Source organism: Serpentinimonas maccroryi, assembly GCF_000828915.1.
In the GTDB taxonomy this organism is placed as follows: Bacteria; Pseudomonadota; Gammaproteobacteria; order Burkholderiales; family Burkholderiaceae_C; genus Serpentinimonas; species Serpentinimonas maccroryi.
Window position 1 is genome coordinate 1,202,370 of the sequence record NZ_AP014569.1, and the last position, 25,675, is coordinate 1,228,044.

Genomic DNA, 25,675 nt, shown 5'->3' on the forward strand with positions numbered 1-25,675 from the left:
CCCCGGTCAGCTCGGCGCAAGCTTCGCCCACGGCTTGCGCACTTGCCCATCCATTAAAGCTCAAGCGCCAGCAAACGCCCATCACGACCCATCACGATCCGCCTTTGCCAGCCTCTGCCTGCCGTTAAATCCCCGCCCATCCTAGCTGCTCTCATGCCCGCCGCCACCGCACTCGCCCCACGCGCCGCCCTGTATCAGGAAGTGGCCGAGCGGCTGCGCCAGCGCATTTTTAGCCGCGAACTGGCCCCCGGCAGCTGGATCGACGAGCTGCGCATCGCCCAAGAATTGGGCATCAGCCGCACGCCGCTGCGCGAGGCGCTCAAGGTGCTGGCTGCCGAGGGGCTGGTGACCATGAAGCTGCGCCGCGGCGCCTACGTAACCGAAGTCTCGGAGCAAGACCTGCGCGAAGTCTATGAGCTGCTGGCGTTGCTCGAAGCCGACGCCGCCGCCGCCGCTTGCAGCCGCGCCAGTGCGGAGCAACTGCAGCAGTTGCAAGACCTGCACCAGCAGCTCGAGGTCGCCGCTGATGCGCAGACCGGCTCGCGTGAGCGCTTTTTTGCCCTCAACGAAGCCTTTCACCGGCAACTGCTCGACATATCCGGCAACCGCTGGCGCGCCCAAGTGGTGTCCGACCTGCGCCAAGTCATGAAGCTCAAGCGCCACGGCTCGCTCTTGCGCGAGGGCCGCTTGCACGAGTCGCTGCTCGAACACCGCGCACTCATGGCCGCGCTCGAACAGCGCGACGCCGACGCCGCCCGCAGCCTTATGGCGCAGCATTTTGAGCACGGGATGCAAGCAGCCATCTGATTTTCCTGTTATATTTGCAGAAATCTGGTGCCGCTTTCATGGCCCGTGATCCAAAGCCTGAAGTGTGACCCACCCCCCTCCCAGCCAGCTCGAACTCGAATACCAGGCGATTTTGCAAAACGCCGGGGTTGGCATTTTGTTCACGCGCAACCGGCGCTTTGAACATTGCAACCCGCGCGCGGCCGAAATTTTTGGCTGGACGCCCGACGCGCTCGTTGGCCAGCCGGGTTCGGTGCTGTATTTCTCCGAGGCCGATTACACCGACATTGGCCGGCGTGCGTCCCCGCTATTGGCCGCAGGTCAACTGTTCGAACAAGAACGACTGATGCGCCGGCGCGACGGCAGCGCTGTCTTTTGCCAGTTGCGCGCCAAATCGATCAACCCGCACGATAGCGCCGACGGCACGATCTGGATTGTTGAAGACATCAGCGAGCGCAAACGCGCTGAGCAAGAGCTGCGCTTGTTGCTGCTGCACCAGCAAGCGATTTTGGACAACGCCAGCGTGGGCATCCTTTTTACCTGCAACGGCCTAATCCAGCATTGCAACCCGCGTTTCGAAGAATTATTGGGCTACGAACGGGGCCAACTGCTGGGTCAAAGCGCCCAAGTTTTTTTCAAATCGGCCGACGACTACCAGCGCTTCGGCGCAGCCATTGGTGACGACTTGGCCGCCGGCCAGCGCATCGAAATCGAGTGGCGCAATCGGCGCATCGATGACAGTCTGGTTTGGATGCGCATCATGGCGCGCGCATTGCCCCAAGCGGGCGATGAGAAGATCACCATCTGGATCACCGAAGACATCGAACAGCGCAAAGCCACCGAGGCTCAACTGGCGGCAGCGCACGCCGAGCTGCAGCAGCGAGCCGCTTACCTCACTTTCCATGACGCCTTGACCGGACTGCCCAACCGCCAGCTGCTGCAAGAGCGCTTCAGCCTCGCTATAGCGCATGCCGATCGAGAGTGTCAGCGCGTGGCTCTGCTGTACCTAGACCTAGACAACTTTAAGCACATCAACGACACCCTGGGCCACGCTTGCGGCGATGCGCTGTTGCAACAGGTTGCGCAGCAGCTGCAGCAGTGCCTGCGCCAAACCGACACCCTGAGCCGCCAGGGCGGCGACGAATTCATCGCCCTGCTCACCGACCTCAAAGACAACCAAGCAGCGGCTCCGGTGTTGGCCAAACTCATGGCCAACCTCGAACAACCCTTCGTGCTCGACGGTCATGAGCTCGCGCTCACCTGCTCCATCGGGGTCGCCCTCTACCCCGACGACGGGCGCGATTTCGACACCTTGCTGCGCAAGGCCGACATGGCCCTCTACCGCGCCAAAGACTTGGGCCGCAACAGCCACCACTACTTTAACGAGGACATGGGCCAGCAAGCCGGCGAGCACCTGCGCCTGCGCGCGGGCCTGCGGCGCGCGCTCGAGCACGGCGAGCTGCTTCTGCACTACCAGCCCCAATTCGATTTGCGCAGCGGCGCCCTGGTCGGGGCTGAGGCGCTGCTGCGCTGGCAGCACCCCGAACAGGGGCTGATTGCGCCCGCCCGCTTCATCCCGGTGGCCGAAGAAAGTGGATTAATTGCACCAATTGGCGCCTGGGTGCTTGAGGAAGTCTGCCGCCAAGGCCGCGCTTGGCTCGACGCCGGACTCCCGCCGCTGCAACTGGCCGTCAACCTGTCTGCGGTGCAGTTCAAGCGCGGCGACCTCGAAGCCACCGTGCAGCAGGCGCTGGCGCGCAGCGGCCTGCCGGCGCACCTGCTCGAGCTCGAACTCACCGAATCGCTGTTGCTGCACAACACCGACGCCATGCTGGCGCTGGTGCGGCGGCTCAAGCTAATGGGCGTTAAGCTGTCGATCGACGACTTTGGCACCGGCTACTCGAGCCTGTCGTACCTCAAGCGCTTCGAGGTGGACAAACTCAAGATCGACCAATCCTTCGTCCGCGACCTGCTCACCGACCCGGACGACGCCGCGATCGTGCGCGCCATCGTGCAAATGGCTGCTGGGCTCGGCTTGCGCACCCTCGCTGAAGGGGTGGAATCGGCGGCGGTGGCCGAACGCATTGCGCAGTTTGGCTGCGACGAAGCCCAGGGCTACCACTACGCGCGCCCCATGACAGCCCCCGCGTTCAAAGAATTCTTGCAGCGCTATGCCGCCACTGCGGGCTTAAAAGGCAATGGCTTTGCACGCCACCCCTTTTCGGTCACGGCTACCGACAGCCCCAAAAAACCCTTAGATCATGGCCATTGAACTCTACAACCACAACAATCACGTCTGCTTAATGTTCGCGCACCTGAGCGACGAAGGCGGCGAAGCGGTGCAGGCCAACCAGTTTCTAATCGTCGACGAGCAGCAAGGCGCCATCATCGACCCCGGCGGCAACGTGGCCTACAACGAGCTGCTCCTCAGCATCAACCGTTTTTTCCCGCCCAGCAAACTGACCGAAATCTTGGCCTCGCACGCCGACCCAGACATCATCGCGTCGCTGGACCGCTGGATGACCAGCACCCAAGCCACGCTGTACATTTCGCGCCTGTGGGAGCGGTTCGCGCCGCATTTCTGCAAGCCGGGCAAAACCGCCGGGCGCATCGTCGGCATCCCCGATCCGGGCATGCGCATTCCGCTGGGCCGCAGCGAGATCGTGGCGCTGCCGGCGCATTTCATGCACGCCGAGGGCAACTTCCAGTTCTGGGACCCCGTCAGCCGCATCCTGTTCTCGGGCGATCTGGGTGTGTCGTTGGGCACCTCGGCCGAAGCCGCCAAAACCATCACCTCGTTGGCGCCAAACCTCCACCGCATGGAGGGCTTTCACCGCCGCTACATGGTCTCGCAAAAAGTATTAAAGCTGTGGGCCAATATGGCACGCCAACTGCTGCCCATCCGCATGATCGTGCCGCAGCACGGCGCGCCGCTGGCTGGTCCGGCCGTGCAAGAGTTCATCGACTGGATCGAAACCCTAAGCTGCGGCATCGACCACCTGACCCAAGCGGACTACGCCATACCCAAGTGAGTGCGGCATCAAGCCTGTGTCTGCCAGTCCTTTGCGTATCGACCTTGGGCGTTTCAGGCTGTTAAAATCGGCCACGTTTCATCCCAAGCCCCAGCGCCCGCTGGCTGCCGGGGTTTTGCAGGCATCGCGGCATTTGCTGCCCGTAGCTCAGCTGGATAGAGCAACGGCCTTCTAAGCCGTAGGTCACAGGTTCGACCCCTGTCGGGCAGGCCAATATCTGCAAAAATACACCCCCATGACTGTAACCCTAAAGGATGCCGCTGGCATCGAAGGCATGCGCCGCGCTGGCCGGCTCGCCGCCGAAGTGCTCGACTACCTCGGCCCGCTGGTGCAGCCCGGCATCAGCACCAACGAGCTCGACCGGCTGGCGCACGACTACATCGTCGGCGTGCAGCAGGCCATCCCGGCGCCGCTCAACTACGCACCCGGCGGCTATGCGCCCTACCCCAAAAGCATCTGCACCTCGGTCAACCAGGTGATCTGCCACGGCATCCCCAACGACAAGCCGCTCAAGCGCGGCGACATCGTCAACATCGACGTCACCGTGATCAAAGACGGCTGGCATGGCGACACCAGCCGCATGTATGCGGTGGGCGCCGCAGCCCCAGCAGCGCTGCGCCTGTGCGCCATCACCTACGAGGCGATGTGGAAAGGCATCGAGCGCGTGCGCCCGGGGGCGCGGCTGGGCGACATCGGCTACGCGATCCAGCACCACGCCGAAGCGGCCGGTTACTCGGTGGTGCGCGAGTTCTGCGGCCACGGCATCGGGCAGCAGTTTCACGAAGAGCCGCAGGTGCTGCACTACGGCAAGCCCGGCACTGGGCTGGCGCTGCAAGCCGGCATGACCTTCACCATCGAACCCATGATCAACCAAGGCCGGCGCGAGATCCGCGAAATGGGCGACGGCTGGACCATCGTCACCAAAGACCGCTCGCTCTCGGCGCAATGGGAGCACACGGTGCTGTGCACCGAGACCGGCTTCGAGATTCTCACCCTCTCGGCCGGCTCACCCCCGCCCCCGGCCAGCGCCCAAGCGGGCCGACCGGCCTGAGAGGCTGAGAGCCCTCCCCCTGCTGGCGCGGGACACACACTCGGCAACCCCCTTGATCCACACCCCTGCCATGCCACCCGTTAGCACCCCGATCGCCACGGTCGCCACGGTCGCGCTGCGCCAGCGCTACCACGAGGGTCGGGCGGCGCTGTGGGCGCAGATCGGCGGTTGGCAAGGGCCGGCGCGCGGCATCCACGCGCCCCTGCGGCGGCTGGCGCGACTGGCCGACGACACCCTGCGCCAGCTCTGGCGCCAAGCGGCGCTGCCGCCGGGCTGCACGCTGGTGGCCGTGGGCGGCTACGGACGGGGCGAGCTGTTTCCGCATTCCGACATCGACGTGCTGCTGCTGCTGCCCGAGGCGCTCGAGCTCGAAGCCCAACCGGCCGTCAAGGCGGCGCTGGAAGCCTTCATCGGCGCCTGCTGGGATGTGGGCTTGAGCATCGGCTCGAGCGTGCGCACGCAAGCGCAGTGCCTGCACGAAGCGGCGGCCGACGTCACGGTGCAGACCGCCTTGCTCGAGAGCCGCTGGCTGGCCGGGGCGCGCAAGCCCTTTGAGCTGCTGGTCTGCGCCTTGATCGACGCCCTCGATGCGCGCGCCTTCATGCAGGCCAAGCTGCTGGAGCAACGCCAGCGCCATCAAAAATACGAAAACACCCCCTACGCGCTCGAGCCCAACTGCAAAGAGTCCCCCGGCGGCCTGCGCGATCTGCACACCATCCTCTGGCTGGCCAAGGCGGCGGGCTTGGGCCATTCGTGGGACCAACTGGTGCAGCGCGGTCTGGCCACGGCGCTCGAGGGCCGCCAGCTCAAGGCCAACGAGGCGCTGCTGAGCCTGATCCGGGCCCGCCTGCACGTGCTGGCCGGACGCTGCGAAGACCGGCTGGTGTTCGACTTGCAATCGGCGCTGGCGCACAGCTTTGGCTACCGCGCCGAACTCGAGGCCGACGACGCCCCCAGCCCCAAGGCCCTGCACGCCCGGCGCGCACGCCGCGCCAGCGAGGCCCTGATGCGGCGCTACTACTGGGCGGCCAAAGCCGTGACGCAGCTCAACGAGGTGCTGCTGCTCAACATCCAAGAGCGCATCGACGCCGGCGAGCGCGGCACGGTGCAGCCCCCGACCCCGATCAACGAGCGCTTTCTGGACAAAGGCGGCATGCTCGAAGTGGTGCACGACGACCTGTACTGGCAGCAGCCCGAAGCGATACTGGAAACCTTCTTACTGCACCAGACCGCACCCGGCATCACCGGGCTGTCGGCGCGCACCCTGCGCGCGCTCTACAACGCGCGTGGGCTGATGAACGCCGCCTTCCGGCGCGACGTGCGCAACCGCGCCACCTTCATGCGCATCTTGCAGCAGCCCAGCGGCATCACACACGCCTTCAGGCTCATGAACCAGACCTCGGTGCTGGGGCGCTACCTGTGGGCTTTTCGCCGCACCGTGGGGCAGATGCAGCACGATTTGTTCCACGTCTATACCGTCGATCAGCACATTCTGATGGTGCTGCGCAACGTGCGCCGCTTCTTCATCCCCGAGCATGCGCACGAATACCCTTTTTGCGCGCGCTTGGCCGCCGGCTGGGACAAGCCGTGGCTGCTCTACGTGGCGGCGCTGTTTCACGACATCGGCAAGGGCCGCGGCGGCGACCACTCCGAGGTCGGCGCGCGCGAGGTCGCCAGCTTTGCGCGCCTGCATGGCCTCGAGCGCGCCGACGCCGAGCTGATCCGCTTCCTCGTGGCCGAACACCTGAGCATGAGCCAGGTGGCACAAAAAGAAGATTTGTCCGACCCGGACGTGATCGCCGCCTTTGCCCGCCGCGTGGGCAGCGAACGGCGCCTGTGCGCTCTGTACCTGCTCACCGTGGCCGACATCCGTGGCACCAGCCCCAAGGTCTGGAACGCCTGGAAAGCCAAGCTGCTCGAAGACCTGTACCACGCCACCTTGCGCGTGCTCGGCGGCGGCGCCCCCGACCCAGCGGCCGAAATCGAAGCCCGCAAACGCGAGGCGCTGGCCCGGCTGGCGCTGCACGCCTTGCCGCAGCAGGCGCACCAGCGGCTGTGGCAGCGGCTCGACGTGGGCTACTTCATGCGCCACTCGGCCGACGAAATCGCCTGGCACACGCGCCAGATCAGCAAGGCCCTGCACGAACGCGCCACGGCCCACGGCAGCGAGCGCAACGAGGTGGGCCAGAGCGAGGAGGTGGGGATGGGCCCGGCCCCCTTGGTGCGCGTGCGCCAATCGCCCGTGGGCGAGGGTTTGCAGGTGCTGGTGCACACCGCCGACCACGCTGAACTGTTCGTGCGCGTGTGCGCGTATTTCGACCGCGGTGGCTTTAGCATCCAAGACGCCAAAATCCACACCACCCTCGACGGCTACGCGCTCGACACCTTTCAAGTCTTGCCCGCCAGCATGCCCGAGCAACACCGGGAATGGATTGCGCAAGTGGAAAACGACCTGCCGCTGGCGCTGCAACAAGGCGGCCCCTTGCCCGCGCCCGGCAAAGGGCGGCTGTCTCGCCGCGTGAAAAGCTTTCCGATCGTGCCGCGCGTGGGCCTGCAACCCGACGAAAAAGGCCAGCGCTGGCTGCTCACGGTGTCGGCCAGCGACCGCATCGGGCTGCTGTACGCCATCGCGCGCGTGCTGGCGCAGCACCAGATCGATGTGCAGTTGGCCAAGGTGAGCACGCTGGGTGAGCGCGTCGAAGACACCTTTTTGATTCGCGGTCCGCACCTGCACCTGGTGCGGGCGCAGGCGCAACTCAACCACGACCTGCTGGCCGCGCTTGAGGCGGAAGACTAGCCGGCGCAAACTGCCCGCATACCGCCAGAAACCCGCCCGAACCGGCCCACTGGCTCGCCAACTCGCTACCCCTGCGCCAGCAGCGCGCGCAACCCCGCTTCGTCGAGCACCGGCAGCCCGAGCGCCAGCGCCTTCTCCAGCTTGCTGCCGGCTTCGGCACCCGCCACCACGTAGTGCGTTTTTTTGCTCACCGAGGTGCTCACCCGGCCGCCGGCGGCCTCGATCAGGGCCTGCGCCGCCTCGCGCGAGAGCGTGGGCAGCGTGCCGGTGAGCACCAGCGTTTTGCCGCTCAGCGGCAGCGCACCGGCTGGCGCCGGTTCAGGCCCTGCCTCTGTGGCAGGCGCAGTCTCGCTCCACTGCATTCCCAAAGCGCGCAGTTGCTCCAGCCACTCGAGGTGCTGCGGCTGGCGAAAATAATCATGCACGCTTTGCGCCACCACTGGCCCCACATCGGGCACTTGCAGCAGCTGCTCCACACTGGCCTCTTGCAAGCGCTGCAAGCTGCCAAAGTGCTGCGCCAAGTCTTTGGCCGTGCGCTCGCCCACGTGGCGCATGCCCAGCGCGTAGAGCAAGCGCGCCAAGGTGGTGCGCTTCGAGGCCTCGATCGCCTGCACCAGATTGAGCGCCGATTTGTCGGCCATGCGCTCGAGCCCGGCCAGATCGCCCAAGCTCAGACCGTACAGATCGGGCAGGCTGCGCACCGTTTGCGACTGCAGCAGTTGCTCGATCAGCTTGTCGCCCAAGCCCTCGATGTTCAAGGCGCGCCGGCCCACGGCGTGCAGCAGGGCCTGTTGGCGCTGCGCCGCACAAGCCAGACCCGCGCCGCAGCGCTGCTCGGGCGAGTCGGGCTCGCGCAGCACGGCGGCACCGCACACCGGGCAGGCCTGCGGCATCTGCCAGGCCGGGCCGCGCACCGGTGCATCCGGCGCATCCGGTGCGTCATCCATCAACACCGCCACCACCTCGGGGATCACATCGCCAGCGCGGCGCACGATCACGGTGTCGCCCACGCGCACGTCTTTGCGCTGCACCTCCTCGGCGTTGTGCAAGGTGGCGTTGGTCACCGTCACGCCGCCCACGAACACCGGCGCCAGACGCGCAACCGGTGTCAGCTTGCCGGTGCGCCCCACCTGCACCTCGATCGCCAGCACCTGCGTGCACTGCTCTTGCGCCGGGTACTTGTGCGCCAGCGCCCAGCGCGGCTCGCGCGTCAAGAAACCCAGCTGCTGCTGCAGCTCGATTGGGTCCACTTTATAGACCACGCCATCGATGTCAAAGGGCAGCTGGTCGCGCAGGGCCCCGAGGCGCTGGTGGTACTGCACCAGCTCGTGCGCCCCACAGCAGCGCTGCACCAGCTCGCACACCGGCACGCCCCAGTCGCGCAGCGCCAGCAAACCCTCGTACTGGCTGGCAAAAGGGGGGGCTTCGCCCCAGCCGTAGGCAAAAAAGCTCAGGCGCCGCCCGGCCGCCACCGCCGGGTCGAGCTGGCGCACCGCCCCGGCGGCGGCATTGCGTGGGTTGACAAAGGTTTTTTCGCCTTTGGCCCCGGCCGCGATGCGCTGGCGCTGGCGCTCGTTGAGGGCCTCGAAGTCGGCGCGGCGCATGAAAACCTCGCCGCGCACCTCCAGCAGCGCCGGTGCCGGGCGCACGCGTTCGTCGAGCCGCAACGGGATCTGAGCAATGGTGCGCACGCTGTGCGTCACGTCCTCGCCCGTGCTGCCGTCGCCGCGGGTGGCGGCCTGCACCAACAGCCCGGCCTCGTAGCGCAGGTTGATGGCCAAACCGTCGAACTTGGGCTCGGCCAGGTACTCCAGCGGCGCGTCGCTGGCCGTTAGGCCGAGCTCTTTGCGCAGGCGTGCATCAAAGGCCTCGGCGCCGCTGGGCTGGGTGTCGGTTTCGGTGCGGATGCTCAGCATCGGCACCCGGTGCAACACCGGCGCAAAACCCTCGCGCAGCGGCGCCCCCACGCGCTGGCTGGGCGAGTCGGGCCTCACCCACTCGGGGTGCTGCGCCTCGAGCGCGAGCAGCTCTTGCCACCAGGCGTCGTACTGGGCATCGGGTACTTCGGGCGCGTCGAGCACGTGGTAGAGGTGGGCGTGGTGGTGCAGCAGTTCCCGCAGGGTGTGCAGGCGCTGGCAGCGCGCATCGGCACCGGAGGCGGTTTCTGGGTCGGCTTCAGGAGCTGGGGCGTTCATGGGCAGCGATTGTCCCACCGCAGCGGTTCAGACCAAGCCTTGCCGTAGCTCAGCTGGCTTCTTGCAAAAGTCACAGAAGTTTCACACTCGATCAGCATCATCCGCATTGCGCTGTGCGATCGCTTCGGTGTGCGCGCAGCAGTTTTGGTTTTTTGTTCCATCCTTACGGAGTTCGCCCCATGCAAAGCAAACGTGCCTTCCTATCGCTCACCACTGCTGCCGCCTTGGCGGGTGTGGTGGGTTTTTCGACCGCCTGGGCCCAAACGCCCACCACCGTGCGGGTGGATGGTTCCAGCACCGTGTTCCCGATCTCGGAAGCCGTCGCCGAAGAGTTCCAGCGTGCCCAACGCGGCGCGGTGCGGGTCACGGTCGGCACCTCGGGCACCGGCGGCGGCTTCGCCCGCTTCTGCCGCGGCGAGATCGACATCACCGGCGCCTCGCGCCCAGCGCGCGCCGCCGAACTCGAAGCCTGCCGCGCCGCTGGCATCCGCTTCATCGAGCTGCCGGTGGCCTTCGACGCCCTCACGGTGGCGGTGCACCGCGACAACACTTGGGCGCGTCAACTCACGGTGGCGCAACTGCGCACCATCTGGGAGCCGGCCGCCACCGGTCGCATCACCAACTGGCGCCAAGTGGACCCGAGCTTTCCCGACCAAGCCCTGACGCTGTTTGGCCCTGGCACCGCATCGGGCACCTTCGACTACTTCACCGAAGCGATCATGGGCCGCAGCGGCCAGAGCCGCACCGATTTCATGGCCAGCGAAGACGACAACGTGATCGTCATGGGCGTGGCGCGGGATCGCGGCGCGCTGGGCTACTTTGGCATGGCGTACTACCTGGCCAACCAAGACCGGCTGCGTTCGGTGAGCGTGGTACCAGCAGCAGGTGGTGCCGCCGTGGCCCCGACCATGGATAACGTGATCGCCGGCACCTACCAGCCGCTGGCGCGCCCGTTGTTCTTCTACGTGTCTGAGCGCGCGCTGCAGCGCCCCGAGGTGCGCCAGTTCTCCGAGTTCTTCCTGAACAACGGCGCCCGCCTGTCGCGTGAAGTCGGCTTCGTGCCGCTGCCCGCCGAGGCCTACACCATCGCCGCCGGCCACCTGCGCGACAACCGCTTCGGTACCCGCTTTGCTGCCGGCACCCCCACCATTGGTGTGCGCATTCAAGAAGTGATGCAGCGCGAACCGCGCTGATCGTGCATCGATCTGTGTTTAAGCCTAGGTTTTTAGCTTGATGAGTACCACGCGCTCCCGCTTCCATCCGCAGCATTCGCGCCACGTCAAGGAGCGCGTGGTCCAATTTATATTGTTTCTATCGGCCCTGTCGGCCATTGCCATCACGGTGGCGGTGGTCACCATTCTGGTGGTCGAGTCGATGGGCTTTTTCCGCCACGTCTCGATCTGGGACTTTCTTACCGACACCCAGTGGACGCCGCTCTTTGCCGAGCCACGCTACGGCATCCTGCCGCTGGTCACCGCCACTTTGGTCGTCACCTCCATCGGTTTGCTGGTCGCCGTGCCGCTGGGCACCTTGGCCGCGCTTTATTTGGGCGAATTTGCCCCGCACAAGGTGCGCGAGGTCTGCAAACCAGCGCTCGAGATGCTCAGCGGTGTGCCCTCGGTGGTTTATGGTTATTTTGCGCTGCTGTTGGTCACGCCCGTGCTGACGCTGATCATCCCCGGTCTGTCGGGCTTCAACATGCTTTCGGCCGGTTTGGTCATCGGCGTCAGCATCGTGCCTTTTGTCAGCTCGATGAGCGAAGACGCCATGCGCGCCGTGCCCATGGACATCCGCGAGGGCTCCTACGCCATGGGTGCTACGCGCCTACAAACCGCTTGGTACGTGGTGTTCCCGGCGGCGCTGTCGGGCATCGTGGCGGCCTACATTTTGGCCATGTCGGTGGCGCTGGGCCAGACCATGATCGTCGCCATCGCCGCCGGCCAGCAAGCCAACTTCACGCTGGACCCGACCCAACCCGCTGCCACCCTGACCGCCTACATCGCCCAGGTGGCGCTAGGCGACGTGGCGCACGGAACCATCGAATACCAAAGCATTTTCGCCGTCGGTCTGGTGCTGCTGCTGATGACGCTGGTGCTCAACATTCTGGGGCACTACCTGCGCCGCCGTTACCGCGAGGTCTATTGATCTGCCATGAGCATCGCCCCCCAAGAACTCCAAGCCGTGCGCAGCATGATCGCCGCGCACAAGCGCTGGGACCACATCTTCGCCCTGTCGGCGCTGTTGGCCATGCTGTTTTGCGTGCTGGTGCTGCTGGCGCTGATCGTCTCGATGGTCGCCGACGGCTACCACCGCATCACGCTCGACTTTTTCACCTCGTTTCCGTCGCGCCACCCCGACCGCTCTGGCATCTTGTCGGCTTGGGTCGGCAGCATTCTGGTGATCTCGGTCACGGTGCTGTCGGCGGTGCCCATCGGTGTCGCGGCCGGCATTTACCTCGAGGTCTACGCCAAACGCAACTGGCTCATGGACCTGATCGAGATCAACATCACCAATCTGGCCGGGGTTCCGCCCATCATCTACGGCCTGCTGGCGCTGGGGCTGTTCGTGCACATGTGGGGCCTGGGGCAGAGCATCCTGACCGCGGGTCTGACGCTGGCGCTGATGATCCTGCCGGTGGTGATCATGAACACGCGCGAAGCCATCCGCTCGATCCCGCAATCCATCCACGAAGCCGCCTACGCGCTTGGCGCCACCAAGGGGCAGGCCACGCTCCACCACCTGCTGCCCTACTCCAAAGGCGGCATCCTCACCGGCGTGATCATCGGCACCGCCACGGCCGTGGGCGAAACCGCGCCCCTGATCACCATCGGCGCGCTCACCTTCATCGCCTTCTTGCCGCCGGCACCGGTCACCGAGGTGTTCCCCTTCATCTCATTCGCTTGGATCATGGACCCCTTCACCGTGATGCCGATCCAGATGTTCAACTGGGTCTCGCGGCCACAGCCGGCGTTTCACGAGCTCGCCGCCGCTGCCGGCGTGGTGCTGATGCTGATCACGCTGGCCATGAACGCGCTCGCCATCTGGCTGCGCTACCGCTACCGCAAGCGCATCCGCTGGTGAGCCGCGTTTGGCGCGCCAAGCCCCAGTCCTTTACTTAAGCGCCTAGCCCGTTAGGCCGCTGCCCTGCCCCACCACGAAAGCCCTTAGCCTTGAAACCCACTGCACCGACCGAAGCCAAAGCCGTGGCCCAAAACCTCAGTTTTTATTACGGCAACGGAGCCCAGGCGCTCAAGTCGATCAACCTGACGCTGGCCATGAACTGCGTGACCGCGCTCATCGGCCCTTCGGGCTGCGGCAAAAGCACTTTTTTGCGCTGCTTCAACCGCATGCACGACCTGTACCCGGGCAACCGCTACGAGGGCCAGATCGTCATCAACCCCGACAGCATCAACATCCTCAGCCCCGAAATCGACCCGATCGAGGTGCGCATGCGCATCTCGATGGTGTTTCAAAAACCGAATCCGTTCCCCAAATCCATCTACGAAAACGTGGCCTACGGCCTGCGCGTGCGCGGGGTGCGCCAGCGCGCGCTGATCGACGACAAGGTCGAAGAAGCGCTGCGCGGCGCGGCGCTCTGGGACGAGGTAAAAGACCGGCTGCACGCCTTGGCCTTCAACCTCTCGGGCGGGCAACAGCAGCGCCTGTGCATTGCGCGCGCGCTGGCCACCGACCCCGAAATCCTGCTCTTCGACGAACCCACGTCGGCGCTGGACCCGATCGCCACCGATTCGATCGAAAACCTCATCGGCCAGCTAAAAAACAAGGTCACGATCCTGATCGTGACCCACAACATGCACCAGGCGGCGCGGGTGTCCGACTTCACCGCCTTCATGCACATGGGCGAACTGGTCGAGTTCGGCGCCACCGACGTGATTTTCACCACGCCCAAGCAAAAGCGCACTGAAGACTACATCACCGGGCGCTACGGCTGATGGGTGTCGCAAATTACCCATAGGGTATAGGGTATACACCGACAAAAAAGTGAGAACCTAGGCTCTTTGTTTCCGGTCTGAGCCATTACACTGCTCCGCATAACTATACGCAGCAGGGTATGTGGTTCGTCAGCCTAAACCGGAGACAATGTTCATGGAATTTTCACAAATCGGCCGGCGCCGCCTCTTGGCCGGTTTTGCCGCCACCCCGCTGGCTGCTGCCTTGGCAGGTGCGAGCGCCAGCGCCCAAGCCCGGGTGCGCACCCAGGCCCACATCGTGATTGCCGGCAGCGGTGCCGGCGGCATCGCCATTGCCAACCGGCTCGCGCGCGGGCTCGAGGGCGCGCGCATCACCATCATCGACGGCCGCGAGCAACACCTCTACCAGCCCGGCTGGACTTTGGTGGCCGGGGGCATCTGGCCCATGGAGCGCGCGGTCTTGCATAACAACAGCCGCTACCACCCGCGCGGCATCGAATGGGTGAAGGACTACGTAGCCGAGTTCGACCCCACGGCCAACACCGTTGTCACCCGCGGCGGGCAGCGCATCCGCTACGATTTTCTGGTCGTGGCCACGGGCTTGCAGCTCAACTACAAGGCCATCGCCGGCATGGACGAAGCGGCGCTGGGGCAAAACGGCCTGACTTCGGTCTATGCCAGCCCGCAGTCCGCCGCCAGCACCTGGAAGCTCATGGACGCGTTTCGCCGTACAGGTGGGCGCGCCGTCATGACCGCTGCCCATACCCCCATGAAGTGCGCCGGTGCACCCGTCAAAGTCACTTTTTTGCTCGATGACCGAATGCGCGAAGTGGGGACGCGCGAGCGCGCCGAGATCAGCTACCACACCGGCGGCGCGGCGTTGTTCGGTGTCGATGTCTATCACCAAGACATCGGTCGCCGTTTTGAGCGCCTTGGCATTGCGCACCACCTGCAACAGCGCCTGACCGGCATCGACATCGGTGCCCGGCGCGCTACCTTCACCACCTTCAATGCCGGCCAGCCCACTGGCCAAGTCAACACGATCGATTACGACTTCATCCACGTGGTGCCGCCTATGAGCGCCCCGGACGCGGTGCGCAACAGCGACTTGGCGTGGAAAGAAGGCCCCTTTGCCGGCGGCGGCTGGCTGGAGGTGAACCGGGAGACCTTGCAACACCGGCGCTTCCCCAACGTATTCGGCATCGGTGACATCAACGGCACGCCGCGCGGCAAAACCGCCGCCACCGTCAAGGGCGGGGCGCCGATTGTGGCCGGCCACCTGATTCGGGCCATCCAGAACCAGGCCCCCGATCAGAAGTTCAACGGCTACACCTCCTGCCCGCTGATCACCCGCGTGGGTTCGGCGCTGTTGGTCGAGTTCGACCACGACGGCAACCTAGTGCCCACGCTGCCCCTGATAGATCCGCTGCAAGACAGCTTCTTTGCTTGGGTGATGAAGGTGCGCCTGCTCAAACCCGCCTACATCGCCGTTTTGCGCGGCCGCGCCTGACCCCCATCAAATCAACCCAAAAGAAAGAACACTACCATGCTGTACAACCTCTGGCTTGGCCTGAACATCGCTTACGAAATCCTGCTCCCCATGCTGTGGCTGCTTGTCTTGTTGGCTGTGGTTTGGAGCGCCACACTGGTGCTGGCGCTGGTGCGCGCCCCCAAGGGCCAGTGGCGCAAAACCTTGCCCACCAGCGCCGCCATCGGCGCCATCGCCATGGCGCTGGCCTTCGTTTTGTTCCCAGGCGTGGCCGGTTCGAGCTTTGCCGACATCAATCAATTTGCCGACTGGCTGTTCGCCATCGGTACGGCGGTGGGCATCGGTGTGGCGCTCTGGGTGCTCACTTGGCCTATGCTGACTTGGTTGAAAAAGTCGGCATAAAACTGCGCCGGGCAAGGCCACGGCTGGCAGGCGCTGAACGGCAATCAACGGCACCGTTCAGCGCCGATCGGCCAGCGCGTGGGCGATGGTGCCCAAGTCCACGTACTCGAGCTCGCTGCCCAGCGGCACGCCGCGCGCCAGCCGGGTCACTTTGATGTCGCGCCCCTTGAGCGCTTGGGAGATCAGGTGCGCGGTGGCTTCGCCTTCGGCGGTGAAACTGGTGGCCAGCACCAGTTCGCGCACCGCATCCCCTTGGGCGCCTTGCAGGCGCTCGAGCAGGCGCAACACACCGTTTTCTTGCGGCCCCAGCGCCGCCAGCGGGCCGAGTTTGCCCATGAGCACAAAGTAGCGCCCTTTGTACACGCCGGTGCGCTCCAGCGCCGCCTGGTCGGCGGGGGTTTCGACCACGCACAGCAGGGTGTCGTCGCGCGCTGGGTCGGTGCAGGTGGGGCACAGGTCGGCGTCGGTGAAGGTGTAACAGCGCGTGCAATGGCGCAGCTCGGCCACCCCGCGCGTGAGCGCCCGCGCCAGCTCCAGCGCGCCATCGCGGTCGTGTTGCAGCAGGTGAAAAGCCATGCGCGAGGCTGTCTTGGCCCCCACCCCGGGCAGGCCTTGCAGCGCGCGCAACAGCGACTCGAGCGCTTTGGCCATGGGTGTGCCGATCGCGCTTGGCCGACTCAGAAAGGCAGCTTGATGCCGCCGGGCAAGCTGGGCATGCCGGCGCTGAGTTTGCCCAGTTTTTCCTGTGAATTTTCCTCAACCCGGCGCACAGCGGCGTTGAAGGCAGCAGCGACCAAGTCTTCGAGCATGTCTTTGTCCTCGGCCAGCAGGCTGGGGTCGATGCTGACGCGCTTGACGGCGTGCTTGCCGTTCATCACCACCTTGACCAGACCAGCCCCGGATTCGCCCGTGACCTCGAGCGTGGCCAGCTCGTCTTGGGCCTTTTTCATGTTTTCCTGCATGGCTTGCGCCTGCTTCATCAGGCCGGCCAGTTGTCCTTTGTTGAACATGGGTTTCCTTTGTTTGGAGGGGGGATTTGGAAGGGTTTTGAGGGGATTGTCGCAAACCGCTCGTGGCTCAGAGCGCTTGCAAGCTGCCGGGCACGATTTTGCCGCCAAAGTCGCGCAGCATAGACTGCACGAAGGGGTCTTGCAGCAAGCTGTCGTGCGCGGCTTGCAAACGCGCCTGCGCAGCCGCAGCCGCGCGCTGGGCGGGGGTGTCGTGCGCTGGGGCGATTTCCAGCTCCAGCCTCACCGCATGCCCAGCCTGCGCCAGCGCCGACTGCAGCCGCTCGCGCGCGCTGCCATTGGCCAGCGCCGCCTGCGCCACGCGCAGCGTCCAGCAGCCGGGTTCGCGCCGCACCAACTCGGCCTGCAAGGCCAGCTCGCGCGTAAGCGCCGTCACCGCTTCACGCTGCACCAAGTCGCTGACCACACTCTGCCAGAAATCGGGCAAAGGGGCTGTGTCGGCGGGGGTTGGGGAGACAGAAGCGCCCGTCGGCTCGGGAGAGGCTGGGCTGGGCACCGGCAGGGGTTGCGCGGCAGGCTGCAACGTTTCAGGCTCCGCAACTGCAGGGTCGGCAACAAGGCTGAGAGCGGGGCTGGCAGTTGGGATAACAGTTGTGCTGGGGGCAGATGCAGGCAAAGGTGTCGCAGCCGCCCGCCCCTGCCCCGCCGCATCAAACGGCTCAGCGCTTTTCAGGCTTTTTTTTTCCACCCCTTCGGGCCTGAAGGCCAGCAGCCGCAGCAGCACCATGTTCAGCGCCGCGTATTCGTCCGGGGCCAGCCCGAGTTCGGCGCGCCCGTGCAGGCACAGGCTATAGAGCAGTTGCGTCTGGTCGGGGGGCAGCAAAGCCGCCAGGCGGGCGCAGTCGGCGTCTTCGGGGTCGTGGGGCTGCAACTGCGCCGGCACCGCCTGCAGCACCGCCATGCGCTGCAGCAGGCCCACCATCTCTTCGAGCGCCGACGCGGCGGCGTAGCCTTGCAGACGCAAGGCCTGCACCGTCTGCACCACGCTGGCGCCGTCTCCGGCGGCCAAGGCTTCAACCAAGCGCAGCGCATGGCCGCGCTCCACCGCGCCCAGCATCTGGCGCACCGCCGCCTCTTGCAGCTGCCCAGCGCCAAAGGCGATGGCTTGGTCGGTCAGGCTCAGGGCATCGCGCATCGAGCCGCGCGCGCCGCGTGCCAGCAAGCGCAGCGCACCGGCCTCAAACGGCACCTGCTCGGCCTGCAGCACCTGCTCGAGGTGCTGCTGCACGGTTGGCGGGGGCATGGGACGCAGGTTGAACTGCAGGCAGCGGCTGAGCACCGTCACCGGCACCTTTTGCGGGTCGGTGGTGGCGAGCACGAACTTGAGGTAGGCTGGCGGCTCTTCCAGCGTTTTGAGCATGGCGTTGAAGGCGTGCCCGGTGAGCATGTGCACTTCGTCGATCATGAACACCTTGAAACGCCCCTGCACCGGCTTATAGACCGCCTGCTCGAGCAGCGCCTGCACCTCATCGACACCGCGATTGGAGGCGGCGTCGAGCTCGGTGTAATCGACGAAGCGCCCGGCGTCGATCTCGCGGCAGGCCGGGCACTGGCCACAGGGTTCGGCCGTGATACCCCCGGCGCCATCGGGCCCGGTGCAGTTGAGCGATTTGGCCAAGATGCGCGACACCGTGGTCTTGCCCACCCCGCGCGTGCCGGTAAACAGGTAGGCGTGGTGCAGGCGCTGGCTGCGCAAGGCGTTGCTCAGCGCTTGCACCACGTGCTCTTGGCCCACCATCTGGGCAAAGTTCTGCGGCCGGTATTTGCGGGCCAAAACGAGGTACGACATGCGCCCATTCTATTCTCTGGCTTACAATCAGACCCGACGGGCCTTCCCGCATGGTGAAGCGGCCAACCGGGTCAGGTGGGGAACCAAGCAGCCCTAACTGTGAATCCAGTGCCGGGGTCGAGGCTCGTCACCCCTCATTCTTTCCCGATCCCGCCCCACTTTTTACTGCAGCGACGCAACGACGAGGCAAACCCACATGGCCAACCCCCTGATCAAGCAAGTCACCGACGCCAGCTTCGATGCCGACGTAATCAAGTCCTCCTTGCCGGTATTGGTCGATTTTTGGGCCGAGTGGTGTGGCCCCTGCCGCACCGTCGCCCCCATCCTAGACGAGCTGGCCACCCACTACAACGGCAAGCTGCAGATCACCAAAATGAACGTCGATGAAAGCCGCCAGGTGCCGGCGCAGTTTGGCATTCGCGGCATCCCGACGCTGATGGTATTCAAAGACGGCAAGGTCGCCGCCACCAAGGTGGGTGCCCTCAACAAAGCGCAACTGAGCGCCTTTATCGACTCCAACTTGGCCTGATTGGGCGCTCGCACCGCCCCCCACACAGTTCGGGCGCTGCGCGCGCAGCGTGCGGGTTGGGTTCCGTTGGCGGCTGGCGAGTTGCTTGTTTTTGTTCGCCCACTGGTTGCAAAAGGCATAGCTGCCCAGCCAGCATTCCCCCTTGTGCCCTATCGTGTCTCCTTGTGCCCCCTTGTGTATTGGGCACCCGCGCCAAGGGGATTTTCCTGTCATAATCCGGCTGGCTTCCCGAGCATGGCGCCCCTGCAGGCCCGCTCCGAACTGCCCGCCCCCTTAACTGCCCTAGGCTGCCGCTTCCCGGCTGGCCCTGTCTTGCAGAACAGTCCCTGATTCTCCCGTATCCCCCTTTTTTTCCCCGACTCCTCGCAGGAGCGCACCCCATGCATCTCAACGAACTCAAGGCCTTGCACGTCTCGGAAGTGCTCAAGCAGGCCGATGCGCTGGAAATCGAAAACACCGGCCGCATGCGCAAACAGGAGCTGATGTTTGCGATCATCAAAAAGCGCGCCAAAACCGGCGAGCAGGTGTTTGCCGACGGCGTGCTCGAGGTGCTGCCCGATGGCTTTGGTTTCCTGCGCAACATGGACACCAGCTTCACCGCCTCCACCGACGACATCTACATCTCGCCCAGCCAGATCCGGCGCTTCAACCTGCACACCGGCGACATGATCGAAGGCGAGGTGCGCACGCCCAAAGACGGCGAGCGCTACTTCGCCCTCAACAAGCTCGACAAAATCAACGGCCTATCGCCCGAGCACAACAAGCACAAGGTGATGTTCGAGAACCTCACGCCGCTGTTTCCGCAGCAGCAAATGCGGCTCGAGCGCGAGATCAAGACCGAAGAAAACATCACCGGCCGCGTGATCGACCTGATCGCGCCCATCGGCAAGGGCCAGCGCGGCCTGATCGTGGCCCCGCCCAAGAGCGGCAAAACGGTGATGATGCAGACCATCGCCCACGCCTTGGCCGCCAACTACCCCGAAGTCACGCTGATGGTGCTGCTGGTCGATGAGCGCCCCGAAGAAGTCACCGAGATGCAGCGCACCGTCAAGGGCGAAGTGATCTCCTCCACCTTTGACGAACCGGCCACACGCCACGTGCACGTGGCCGAAATGGTGATCGAGCGCGCCAAGCGCTTGGTCGAGCTGAAAAAAGACGTGGTGATTTTGCTCGACTCGATCACCCGGCTGGCGCGCGCCTACAACAACGTGCTGCCGAGCTCGGGCAAGGTGCTCTCGGGCGGCGTCGATGCCAACGCCCTGCAGCGCCCGAAGCGTTTTTTTGGTGCCGCGCGCAACGTCGAAGAAGGCGGCTCGCTGACCATCATCGCCACCGCCCTGATCGACACCGGCAGCCGCATGGACGAGGTGATCTTCGAGGAATTCAAGGGCACCGGCAACTCCGAGCTGCACCTGGACCGGCGCCTGTACGAGAAACGCGTCTTTCCCGCCGTGCAGCTCAACCGCAGCGGCACGCGGCGCGAAGAGCTGCTGCTGGCACCCGAAATTTTGCAAAAAACCCGCATCCTGCGCCAGTTCATGTACAACATGGACGAGATCGAGTCCATGGAAATGGTGCTCAAAAACATGAAGCAGACCAAGAACAACCACGAGTTCTTCGACCTCATGCGCCGCGGCGGCTGAGGTTCGGGCGGTTGATCAGGTCTGTGCTCAACACCATGTTTGTGCCCAACACCACAGCCAGCGGTTATAATTCGAGTTTTGCGGAAAGTGCTGCCGGATGGGCCGGTAGTGGCTGCTGCGTTGTCCTTTGCGCCCCATTTGATAGGTAAAGCCATGAAATCCGGCATCCACCCCAACTACCGCGAAGTCTGCTTCGTCGATTTGTCGAACAACCAGCAGTTCGTGATCCGCTCCTGCGTCAACGCCCGCGAGACCATCAAGCTCGACGACGGGCGCGAGCTACCGCTCTACAAGCTCGACACCTCGAGCGAATCGCACCCTTTTTACACCGGCACGCAAAAGAGCGTGGACAACATGGGCGGTCGCGTGGAAAAATTCCGCAACCGCTTCGCCCGCACGGCCAAGTAAACTGGTCGGCCGCCTGCGTACCACCGATGAGCAGCCGCAAGGCTGCTTTTTTCTTGGCTTCGGCAACCGCCACCTAAGCCAGTTTTAGCCACCCGTGAACCACCCCAGCCCCGCCCTCGTGAGCCAGCACGCCGCCCGGCGCTTGCCGCGCTGGGTGTTGTGGACGCTGGGGCTGCTCTACGTTTTGCCTGGCTTCATCGGCCGCGACCCGTGGCGCAACGCCGACCTGGCCTCGTTGGGTGTGATGCGCGAGCTCGCCGCCCACCCCGGCCAATGGCTGCACCCGCAGCTGCTGGGCGAAACGGCGCTGGGCATCGGCTGGCTGCCCTACTGGCTCGGCGCGTTGGCCATCTACGCCTTGCCGTGGCTGCCCGCCCACCAAGCGGCCCAGCTGCCCTTCATGGCCTTGCTGGCCCTGACCCTGATCTCGACTTGGTACGCCGCCTACCACTTTGCGCGCCAGCCCGGTGCCCAGCCGGTGGTTTTTGCCTTTGGCGGCCAAGCGCACCCCACCCACTACGCCCGCGCCTTGGCCGACGCCGCCTTGTTGGCTTTGATGGCCTGCCTCGGCTTGGCCCTGCTGGCGCACCAATCCAGCGTGGATGCGGCGCGACTGGCCTTTGTGGCGCTGGGTCTGTGGGCCTACGCGCGCAGCTTTCATTCGGAACTGCGCTTAAGCACCACCCTAGCGCTCTGGGGGCTGGCCATGGCTGGCTTGGCTTTGAGCGGCGCGCCGGGCATCGCCCTGTTGCTGCTGCTCGGCGGCGAGTGCGCGCGGTGGTGCGGCACTTTCAACCCAGCCATACCCTCGCAAGCGCTGCGCGGCTCTATGGCCGGCTTGGCGCTGGTGCCCGCCGCTCTGGTGTACGCGATCGGCTGGCCCGCTGGCTGGCTGGACTGGCCCGGCATCCTGCCGCACTGGCAGCTTGGGGCTTCGTGGGAGAGCTTGGCCCGGCTGTTGCTCTGGTTCACTTGGCCCTGCGCCCTGCTGGCCGCTTGGACGCTGTGGAAGTGGCGCCGGCAATGGCGCAGCCCACACTTGCTGCTGCCTCTGTTGTGGCTGCTTGGGCTGCTGCTGGCAACCTTTGTCCACCGCGGCAGCGACCGCATCTTGCTGCTGGCGCTGCCGGCCTTGGCGCTGCTGGCGGCCTTTGCCTTGCCCACCCTGTCGCGCAGCGCCGCCGCTTTGATCGACTGGCTGGCGATGCTGCTCTTTAGCGCCTCGGCGATCATCATCTGGATCATCTGGGTGGCCATGATGACGGGCGTGCCCGCCGAACCGGCTGAAAACGTGGCCAAGCTGCTGCCTAATTTTGTGCCGCAATTCGAAGCCCATCTGTTTGCACCAGCGGCCATCCTCACCTTGGCGTGGCTGGGTGTGATCGCCTGGCGCACCGGCCGCCACCAACCCGCGCTCTGGAAAAGCCTGGTGTTGTCGGCCAGCGGGATCACGCTGTGCTGGTCGTTGCTGCTCACGCTCTGGTTGCCAGTGCTCAACCACGGCATGGGGCTGGCGCCCACCAGCCAGCGCGTCGCCGCCCTGACACCGGCGCAGCAGTGCGTGCTGGTGCACGGGCTGGCGCACGAACAAATCGCCGCCTTGCAGTACCACGGTGGCCTGCGCGTGCAGCGCATCAGCGGCGGTGCGGCCGATGCTCACTGCCCGCGCTTGGTGGTCAGTTCCGAAGCCTTTGTGACCCTGCACCCACAGATCAACCTGCGCCAGTGGCAGCTGCTGCGCGAGGAGCCGCGCCTGCGCCCAGGCCGCGACGTCTGGCTGGTGTTCGAGCGCCGCCCAGGTGACCCAACCCAGCAGTAAGCCCGGCCACACCACGCCGCGGGCGCAGCCACAAGCTAATCGCTGTGGTTTAGCACCCGGCTGGGCGGCAAGATGATACGAAAGGTCGAACCTTGGCCTAGGGCGCTCTCGATCTGCACCAAGCCCCCATGGCGCTGCGCCACGTGCTTGACGATCGCCAAGCCCAGTCCGGTGCCACCGGTTTCGCGCGAGCGGCTGCGGTCCACGCGGTAAAAGCGCTCGGTCAGGCGCGGCAGATGCTCGGCCTCGATGCCCGGTCCGTCGTCGCTGACATAAAAACCGGCGCCGCCATCGTTGTTCAACGTCCAGCCGGCTCTCACCTGCGCACCCGCCGGGGTATGGCGCACCGCGTTGTTGAGGAGGTTTGACATGGCGCTGTGCAACTCGGCGCGCGCGCCCGCAATCAGAAAAGACGGGCCGCTTTGGGCCAGCACCTGATGCGGACCCCTGCCCAACACCTCCGACAGCGCCTGCGCCTCGTTGACCACCTGCTGCAGCATGGCTTGGGCGTCGATCCACTCGCCCACACCGGGCACCGGGCTGCCTTCGAGCCTTGAAAAGGTGAGCAGATCGCTGACCAGGCTTTGCATGCGCTGAGCTTGGGTGCTCATCAATTCGAGGTACTCGCGCCGCTCGCTGGCCGACAATTCCAGCGTTTGCAAGGTCTCGATAAAACCGCTGACCACGGTCAGAGGGGTGCGAATTTCGTGCGACACATTGGCCACGAAATCGCGCCGCATGGCTTCGGCCAATTCCACCGCCGTGATTTCGCGCGTCAGCATCAGACGCCGCCCCTTGCCGTAGAGGTAGAGGTTGATGGAAATGCGCTGCGGGTGGCCCGGGGTGGCGTCGCGGCCATCGATCTCGACCGCCTGGGCGTAATCGCCCTGCACCAAATAATCGATGAATTCGGGCGCGCGCACCAAGTGGCGTATGGGTTGTTTGAGATCGCGCTTGGGGTCAAAACCCAGGTGCTGGGCCGCTGTGAAATTGCTCCACTCGATAGCAGAGGATTTATCGAGCAACACCACGCCGATGGGTGAGGCCTGAATGGCGGCCAAAAATTCTTGCAAACGCGCCTCGCTCTTGCGCGCCTTGCGATTCAGAATTTTGAACGATTTCCGCGCACGCTCGACCACCTCGGCCCACACACCCACGGCGAGCGGAGGCGCGGCTGCGCTGCCATGGCGCAACCAATCAAGCACGCGCCGCGCCCGCAGCGCATCGAATGCGAACCACAACAACGCACCAACAGCACTGCCCAGCACCGGCAGCCAACTGGCAACCCCAAACGCCGCGGCCAACGCGCCAGCAGCCAGCGTAAACGCCAGCAGCTCCAGCAGGCGTCGCATCATGCCTCGGCAATGTCGGGTTTGGGCTTGACCTTGATGGGGTTGGCCGTGATGCGGTACCCGGCGCCACGCACCGTCTCGATCATGATTCCGGCAACGCCGAGCGACTCGCGCAGGCGTTTCACATGCACATCGACGGTGCGCTCTTCGATGAACACATGGTCGCCCCAAATGCGATCGAGCAAAAAGCCGCGTGTGTGCACCCGCTCGGGGTGTTTCATCAGGTAGTGCAGCAGCTTGAATTCGGTCGGGCCGATCTTGAGCTCGCTGCCGCTCAGCATCACGCGGTAGGTCGAAGCATCCAGCGTCAAATCGCCCAATTGCACTGCGTCGTTGACGATCTCGGGCGCACGGCGCCGCAGCACCGCGCGTATGCGCGCCAACAGCTCCTGTGTGGAAAATGGTTTGGTGACGTAATCGTCGGCCCCGGCGTCGAGCCCCTGCACCTTGTCGGACTCTTCGGTGCGGGCGGTGAGCAAAATGATCGGCACCGTTTTGATGCGCTCTTGCAAGCGCCAGCGTTTGGCCAACGCCACCCCGCTCTCGCCAGGCAGCATCCAGTCGAGCAGGATCACGTCGGGCAGCACCGAATCGACTTCGCGCTGCGCCGACTCGCCATCAAAGGCCACCGTGGGTGCAAAGCCGTTGTGGCGCAGGTTGACGGCGATCAGTTCGGCGATGGCCGGCTCGTCTTCGACCACCAGCACCCGGGGGAGTTTTCTCATTGCAGGGCCGATTTCCTTTCCTCTTCGCTGGCGTGGCGCACGTCGGCACCTTTGACGACGTAAATCGTGGCTTCGGCGATGTTTTTGGCGTGATCGCCGACGCGCTCGATGGCCTTGGCCAAAAACAACAGATTGAGGCTGCTGCCGATGGTGCGCGGGTCTTCCATCATGTAGGTGATGAGCTTGCGCGTGTAACCGGCGTAATCTTCATCGAGCCGGTCGTCCGAATTGATGACCGTGTTGGCCGCATGGGCATCAAGGCGAGCAAAAGCGTCCAGGGTTTGGTGCAGCTGCTCGATGGCATACGACAAACTGGATTCCAGATCCCCACTGGGCAAGGCGCGCGGCGCCCCGGCCTGAATGTGCGCCCGAATGAGCTTGGCAATGCGCGCCGCTTTGTCGCCCACCCGCTCGAGGTTCATGACCACACGCGACAAGGCCACCAGCAAGCGCAAGTCGCGCGCCGTGGGCTGGCGCCGGCTCATGGTGCTGGTGATTTCGTAATCGATTTCGACTTCAAAATTATTCACCAGCGCCTCTTGCTGGAGCACCTGCTGCACGGTCTCGAGGCTGAGGTGATGCAAGGCGTATATGCACTGGCGCAGCTGGGATTCGACCAAGCCGCCCATTTCGAGCATGCGGGCGGTGGCGTGGGCCAGTTCGGCTTCGAACTGGCTGGAGAGCAGTTTTTCACTCAT

22 protein-coding genes, 1 tRNA gene and 1 other RNA gene are annotated in these 25,675 nt (G+C 65.0%); 17 read left to right on the forward strand and 7 right to left on the reverse strand.

Features of this window, described 5'->3' with window-relative positions; genetic code table 11:
* Positions 1-153 precede the first annotated feature (153 nt).
* The 6 genes from SMCB_RS05545 to SMCB_RS05570 all read left to right on the forward strand — a co-directional run bounded on the left by SMCB_RS05545 (position 154) and on the right by SMCB_RS05570 (position 7,666).
* Positions 154-807: a GntR family transcriptional regulator gene (locus SMCB_RS05545; RefSeq protein WP_045535679.1), complete on the forward strand. Its 654-nt coding sequence runs from the start codon at positions 154-156 to the stop codon at positions 805-807.
* Between the two features lie 64 nt (positions 808-871).
* A complete protein-coding gene (locus SMCB_RS05550) occupies positions 872-3,058 on the forward strand; it encodes a putative bifunctional diguanylate cyclase/phosphodiesterase (protein ID WP_052468435.1) in 2,187 nt (728 codons plus the stop codon).
* The gene (locus SMCB_RS05555; RefSeq protein ID WP_045535681.1) at positions 3,048-3,818 is read left to right on the forward strand and encodes an oxygen-binding di-iron domain-containing protein; all 771 of its coding nucleotides are present in this window, start codon (positions 3,048-3,050) and stop codon (positions 3,816-3,818) included. Before SMCB_RS05550 ends, SMCB_RS05555 begins: the two co-directional genes overlap by 11 nt.
* A 136-nt stretch (positions 3,819-3,954) precedes the next feature.
* Positions 3,955-4,031: transfer RNA gene (locus SMCB_RS05560), tRNA-Arg, on the forward strand.
* Between the two features lie 22 nt (positions 4,032-4,053).
* Positions 4,054-4,869, forward strand: a complete 816-nt coding sequence (gene map / locus SMCB_RS05565) for a type I methionyl aminopeptidase (RefSeq protein ID WP_045537703.1) — start codon at positions 4,054-4,056, stop codon at positions 4,867-4,869.
* Positions 4,870-4,939: 70 nt separating this feature from the next.
* Positions 4,940-7,666, forward strand: coding sequence for a [protein-PII] uridylyltransferase (locus tag SMCB_RS05570; RefSeq protein WP_045535682.1), 2,727 nt, complete (start codon positions 4,940-4,942; stop codon positions 7,664-7,666).
* Between the two features lie 65 nt (positions 7,667-7,731).
* Here the strand turns inward: SMCB_RS05570 and ligA are convergent, their stop codons facing one another.
* Complete coding sequence (ligA, locus tag SMCB_RS05575) at positions 7,732-9,879, reverse strand: NAD-dependent DNA ligase LigA (RefSeq protein ID WP_420834900.1); 2,148 nt, start codon at positions 9,877-9,879, stop codon at positions 7,732-7,734.
* Positions 9,880-10,040: 161 nt separating this feature from the next.
* On the opposite strand from ligA, the gene SMCB_RS05580 reads away from it, so the two are divergent.
* The 6 genes from SMCB_RS05580 (at position 10,041) to SMCB_RS05605 (ending at position 15,684) form a co-directional block, all read left to right on the forward strand.
* Positions 10,041-11,054 (forward strand): PstS family phosphate ABC transporter substrate-binding protein, encoded by a 1,014-nt coding sequence (locus SMCB_RS05580; RefSeq protein ID WP_045535685.1) that lies wholly within the window; start codon positions 10,041-10,043, stop codon positions 11,052-11,054.
* Between the two features lie 40 nt (positions 11,055-11,094).
* A complete protein-coding gene (gene pstC / locus SMCB_RS05585) occupies positions 11,095-12,006 on the forward strand; it encodes a phosphate ABC transporter permease subunit PstC (RefSeq protein ID WP_045535686.1) in 912 nt (303 codons plus the stop codon).
* Between the two features lie 6 nt (positions 12,007-12,012).
* A complete protein-coding gene (pstA, locus tag SMCB_RS05590; RefSeq protein WP_045535688.1) occupies positions 12,013-12,942 on the forward strand; it encodes a phosphate ABC transporter permease PstA in 930 nt (309 codons plus the stop codon).
* An 89-nt stretch (positions 12,943-13,031) separates the two neighbouring features.
* Positions 13,032-13,814, forward strand: a complete 783-nt coding sequence (pstB, locus tag SMCB_RS05595) for a phosphate ABC transporter ATP-binding protein PstB (protein ID WP_045535689.1) — start codon at positions 13,032-13,034, stop codon at positions 13,812-13,814.
* Positions 13,815-13,968: 154 nt separating this feature from the next.
* Entirely contained in the window at positions 13,969-15,303 is a 1,335-nt protein-coding gene (locus tag SMCB_RS05600; RefSeq protein WP_231851262.1) for an NAD(P)/FAD-dependent oxidoreductase, read from the forward strand.
* Positions 15,304-15,339: 36 nt separating this feature from the next.
* Entirely contained in the window at positions 15,340-15,684 is a 345-nt protein-coding gene (locus tag SMCB_RS05605) for a DUF5368 family protein (RefSeq protein WP_045535692.1), read from the forward strand.
* A 57-nt stretch (positions 15,685-15,741) separates the two neighbouring features.
* On the opposite strand, the gene recR is transcribed toward SMCB_RS05605, so the two are convergent.
* The 3 genes from recR to dnaX form a co-directional block, all read right to left on the reverse strand.
* Positions 15,742-16,335 carry a recombination mediator RecR gene (gene recR, locus SMCB_RS05610; RefSeq protein WP_045535693.1) on the reverse strand — a complete coding sequence of 198 codons (594 nt, stop codon included), beginning with the start codon at positions 16,333-16,335 and terminating at the stop codon, positions 15,742-15,744.
* Positions 16,336-16,361: 26 nt separating this feature from the next.
* A complete protein-coding gene (locus SMCB_RS05615; RefSeq protein ID WP_045535694.1) occupies positions 16,362-16,694 on the reverse strand; it encodes a YbaB/EbfC family nucleoid-associated protein in 333 nt (110 codons plus the stop codon).
* Positions 16,695-16,761: 67 nt separating this feature from the next.
* Positions 16,762-18,501, reverse strand: coding sequence for a DNA polymerase III subunit gamma/tau (gene dnaX / locus SMCB_RS05620; protein WP_045535695.1), 1,740 nt, complete (start codon positions 18,499-18,501; stop codon positions 16,762-16,764).
* A gap of 35 nt (positions 18,502-18,536) precedes the next feature.
* On the opposite strand from dnaX, the gene ffs reads away from it, so the two are divergent.
* The 5 genes from ffs to SMCB_RS05640 all read left to right on the forward strand — a co-directional run bounded on the left by ffs (position 18,537) and on the right by SMCB_RS05640 (position 22,900).
* Positions 18,537-18,633: signal recognition particle sRNA small type (gene ffs / locus SMCB_RS12440), an RNA gene on the forward strand.
* A 64-nt stretch (positions 18,634-18,697) separates the two neighbouring features.
* A complete protein-coding gene (gene trxA / locus SMCB_RS05625) occupies positions 18,698-19,030 on the forward strand; it encodes a thioredoxin TrxA (protein WP_045535697.1) in 333 nt (110 codons plus the stop codon).
* Positions 19,031-19,410: 380 nt separating this feature from the next.
* On the forward strand, positions 19,411-20,673 hold the full coding sequence (rho, locus tag SMCB_RS05630; protein WP_045535698.1) for a transcription termination factor Rho: 1,263 nt from the start codon (positions 19,411-19,413) through the stop codon (positions 20,671-20,673).
* Positions 20,674-20,826: 153 nt separating this feature from the next.
* On the forward strand, positions 20,827-21,081 hold the full coding sequence (locus SMCB_RS05635; protein ID WP_045535699.1) for a type B 50S ribosomal protein L31: 255 nt from the start codon (positions 20,827-20,829) through the stop codon (positions 21,079-21,081).
* Between the two features lie 94 nt (positions 21,082-21,175).
* Entirely contained in the window at positions 21,176-22,900 is a 1,725-nt protein-coding gene (locus SMCB_RS05640; RefSeq protein WP_045535700.1) for a hypothetical protein, read from the forward strand.
* 35 nt (positions 22,901-22,935) lie between these two features.
* Here SMCB_RS05640 and phoR read toward each other — a convergent pair whose 3' ends face one another.
* From phoR to phoU, 3 genes are read right to left on the reverse strand one after another with little or no spacing between them, the layout of a single operon-like run.
* A complete protein-coding gene (gene phoR, locus SMCB_RS05645) occupies positions 22,936-24,255 on the reverse strand; it encodes a phosphate regulon sensor histidine kinase PhoR (protein ID WP_045535701.1) in 1,320 nt (439 codons plus the stop codon).
* Positions 24,252-24,977: a phosphate regulon transcriptional regulator PhoB gene (gene phoB / locus SMCB_RS05650; RefSeq protein ID WP_045535702.1), complete on the reverse strand. Its 726-nt coding sequence runs from the start codon at positions 24,975-24,977 to the stop codon at positions 24,252-24,254. Before phoB ends, phoR begins: the two co-directional genes overlap by 4 nt.
* Positions 24,974-25,675, reverse strand: coding sequence for a phosphate signaling complex protein PhoU (gene phoU / locus SMCB_RS05655; RefSeq protein WP_045535704.1), 702 nt, complete (start codon positions 25,673-25,675; stop codon positions 24,974-24,976). Before phoU ends, phoB begins: the two co-directional genes overlap by 4 nt.